General features: G+C 73.8%; 3 protein-coding genes. 1 reads left to right on the top strand and 2 read right to left on the bottom strand.

Annotation, left to right across the window (positions count from 1 at the left end; translation table 11 throughout):
- The first annotated feature begins 381 nt into the window (after positions 1–381).
- Positions 382–1,404 carry a CopD family protein gene (locus AOK17_RS47430; protein WP_055618812.1) on the top strand — a complete coding sequence of 341 codons (1,023 nt, stop codon included), beginning with the start codon at positions 382–384 and terminating at the stop codon, positions 1,402–1,404.
- 21 nt (positions 1,405–1,425) lie between these two features.
- On the opposite strand, the gene AOK17_RS47425 is transcribed toward AOK17_RS47430, so the two are convergent.
- Both AOK17_RS47425 and AOK17_RS47420 read right to left on the bottom strand, forming a co-directional pair.
- The gene (locus AOK17_RS47425) at positions 1,426–2,469 is read right to left on the bottom strand and encodes a zinc-dependent alcohol dehydrogenase family protein (RefSeq protein WP_055618811.1); all 1,044 of its coding nucleotides are present in this window, start codon (positions 2,467–2,469) and stop codon (positions 1,426–1,428) included.
- Between the two features lie 20 nt (positions 2,470–2,489).
- Complete coding sequence (locus AOK17_RS47420) at positions 2,490–3,188, bottom strand: lysoplasmalogenase (RefSeq protein ID WP_055618810.1); 699 nt, start codon at positions 3,186–3,188, stop codon at positions 2,490–2,492.
- Positions 3,189–3,258: the final 70 nt, after the last annotated feature.

The following is a 3,258-nucleotide window of genomic DNA, read 5'->3' as shown; positions in this document are numbered from 1 at the left end:
GCGGGGTGGGGCGACGACGGCAGCCTCGCGGCGTGGGAGGCGGGCGACGACGGCGGCGGCCTCCGGCTCGCCGGAGGGCTCGTACTCTGATTCCGGCTCTGCCGAGGCCTCGTACGGCGATCCGGCGCCCTGGCTCGCGGAGGCGGACAGTGCTCTGGGACGGCTGCGGTACGCCCTGCCGCCGGTGTCCTTCGCGGGCGGGCCGGGCGACTGGTCGCGGCCTCCCGGGCCCTGGGGTGCGGATTCGCCGCGCTGGGTCTGAGTCGGAGGGCGGCCGGGCGCGTATGGATGGGCGGAATGTCGTGTGCGTGAGCGGAATACCGTTCCGCCAGTTGTTTGCCAGGACTTGCCCGGACCTGGACGACTGGTGAAGATCTTGAGGTGAGTTCGATAAGACCGACTGCCGACGCGGGTGGCGAGGCGGGCGCGCCCCGGGTGAGCGCGGCCGTCGTGCGGCGTTCCGTCGCCGTCCTCGCCCTGGTGGCCCTGGCCGCGCTGATCCCCTTCCTCGGGCCGCCCACCGCGCTGCGCGGCACGGGAGAGGCCACCCCTCCGGGCGTGGGCGGGATAGCGCTGCTGCGGACGGTCCTGTTCGCCGCCGTGTGCGTCTCGGCGGGCGAGCTGTTCGTCACGTGGCTGGCCCGCAGGGTGCCGGGCGCGCCGCTTCAGGACGCACCCCGCAGCTGGGCCCCGGCCGCTGCCGCCGCCGGTTTCGTCGCCGCGCTCGGTCTCGCCTCGGTGGTGGCCACCGGCAACCTGGTGCCGCGCAGCCTCTCCGACATGGACATCGGCGGGCTCTACCAGACCCGGGACGGCGCGCTCGCGCTGCTGGAGGTCAACGCGTTCGTCGTGATGGGCCTGTGCGCCCTGTCGCGCCGCCCGGGCAACCAGGTGTGGCCGCTGGCCGCGGTGGCCGTCGCGGAGGCGCTGCGCGCCCACCCCACCACGGAGCAGAGCCCGCTGATCGGCTCGGGTCTGACACTCGTTCATGTGACGTGCGCGGCTCTGTGGGCGGGCGGGCTGCTGTACGTCCTGCGCACGCTCCACCGGTGGCGGAACACGGCCCCCGGGGAGGGCGTCGCGTTGTTGGGCCTCTACGCGCGCGTGGCAGCCGTCCTGCTCGCCGCGATCACCGCGACGGGGGTGGGCAGCACCTTGCGCCGGATGCCGCCCGGCACGGTCCTGGATCAGCTGACGACGACGGCGTACGGGCGCACCCTGCTCGCCAAGGTGATCCTCGTGGCCGCCGTCGCCGCCCTCGCCCTGTGGGCCCGCCACCGGCTGCACCGGGCGCCCGACCCGCTCACCGCCTACTCCCCCGCGCGCGCGGAGGTCGTGGTCCTGGGCTTGGTGGTCGCGGTCTCGGCGGTCCTCACGGCGGTGCCGGTGCCGATCCGCTGGTGACCCTTTCCGCCGGCCGACGGGTCAGTTGGCGACCATGACCTTGAGCGCGGTGCGCTCGTCCATCGCCTTGTAGCCGTCCGGCACGCCTTCCAGACCAACGGTCAGGTCGAAGACGGGCGACGGGTCGATGGTTCCGTCGAGGACGTCGGGCAGCAGTTCCGGGATGTACGTGCGGACGGGCGCGACCCCGCCGCGCAGGGCGATGTTCCGGTCGAACATGACGCTCAGGTCGAGGCCGGTGCCGCTGCCGTGCGGAACGCCGACGAAGCCGATCGCACCGCCGTCACGGGTGATGCTCACGGCCGTGCGCATGGACTGCTCCGTCCCTACGGCTTCCACGACGGCGTGCGCGCCCTGGCCGCGGGTGAGTTCGCGTACGGCCTCGACGGCCGCGTCCCCGCGCTCGGCGACGACGTCGGTGGCTCCGAAACGGCGTGCGATGTCCGTACGGGCCTCGTGGCGCCCCAGCGCGATGATCCGGTCGGCGCCGAGCCGCTTGGCCGCGAGAACGCCGCACAGGCCGACTGCGCCGTCACCGACGACGGCGACCGTGACTCCGGCGCGGGCGCCCGCGCCGAGCGCCGCGTGGTGGCCGGTCCCCATGACGTCGGAGAGCGTCAGGAGGGCGGCCAGCAGACGGTCGTCGGAGGCGGCCTCGGCGGGCAGCGCGACGAGCGTGGCGTCGGCGAACGGGACGCGGACGGCCTCGCCCTGCCCGCCGTCGGACCCGACCGAGCCCCAGAACCCGCCGTGCTCGCAGGACGTGGTGAGCCCTTCACGGCAGTAGTCGCACACCCCGTCGGACCACGTGAAGGGCGCGACGACGAGGTCTCCGCGCCCGACCCCGGTCACCTCCGCACCGGTCTCCTCGACGATCCCGAGGAACTCGTGTCCGATCCGCTGGCCCGCCTGCCGTGCCGACTCGCCCCGGTACGCCCACAGGTCGCTGCCGCAGATGCAGGAGCGCAGCACCCGCACCACGGCGTCGCCCGGATTCCGCACCACCGGGTCGGGCACGTCCGCCACCCGCATGTCGAACGGGGCGTGGATGGTGGTGGCGCGCATGACTGGATCCTGCTTCCTGCTCAGGTGGTGAGGGTGCGCCTCTCACGGTACGTCGCCGGGGGCACGGGCTGCGCGCCGGCGGCCCCCAGCACCCCTCTGGCCAGCAGATACTGCGCCGCGATGTACGTGATCATGATCCAGAAGTCGGGCCTCGGGAGCTGTGGCCACTCGGCGACGCCGGTCGCGATGAGGGTGTCCGACAGCATGAACAGGGCACCGCCGATGCCCGCGAGAAGCCCGAGCCGTGCGGCCCCGTAAGCCATCGCGGTCAGCAGCAGGCTGTAGCCGGCGACGGGGACGCGGAGGTCGGCGGGGAGACCGGGCCACAGGAGAGCGACGGTGGTGACGAGGGCGAGGGCGTACGCGGCTGCCGTCAGCCAGGTGGCACGCGCGCGTGGAGGCCGTTTCCCGGTGAGTGCGGCGGTCTGCCGGAAGAGCAGCAGGTAGCAGACATGGCCCGCCGCGAAGGACGCCATTCCTGCGAGGAAGGCCGGCTCGGCGTCGAAGAGGAGCAGGACGTCTCCGCCCCAGCCGAAGAGCAGTGCGGCGACGAGGAGCCGGGGTCCGCCGCACACGCGCGCGTAGAGGGCGAGCAGGGGCATCAGGAGGGGCTTGGCCGCCGTATGGCCGGTCCCGTACCCGGCGGCCAGGGAGACGAGATCCACGAGCGTCACCAGGCCGAGGGCAACGAGCAGCACGCGCGCGTGGCGCGCGTTCACTTGGCGGGCTCCGGCTCCGTGACGGGCTTCCCGTGGGGCGTGAGGGGCTTCCCGTGGGGCGTGAGGGGCT

Origin of the sequence: Streptomyces phaeochromogenes (assembly GCF_001418655.1) — a bacterium.
GTDB classification, from domain to species: Bacteria; Actinomycetota; Actinomycetes; order Streptomycetales; family Streptomycetaceae; genus Streptomyces; species Streptomyces phaeochromogenes.
The sequence above is the reverse complement of the archived record's forward strand: the minus strand, read 5'-3'. Positions and strand labels throughout refer to the sequence as shown.

Bases quoted from the DNA above. Each gene is read 5' to 3' on its own strand.
- AOK17_RS47425 (WP_055618811.1), bottom strand. From the start codon at position 2,469: ATGCGCGCCACCACCATCCACGCCCCGTTCGACATGCGGGTGGCGGAC.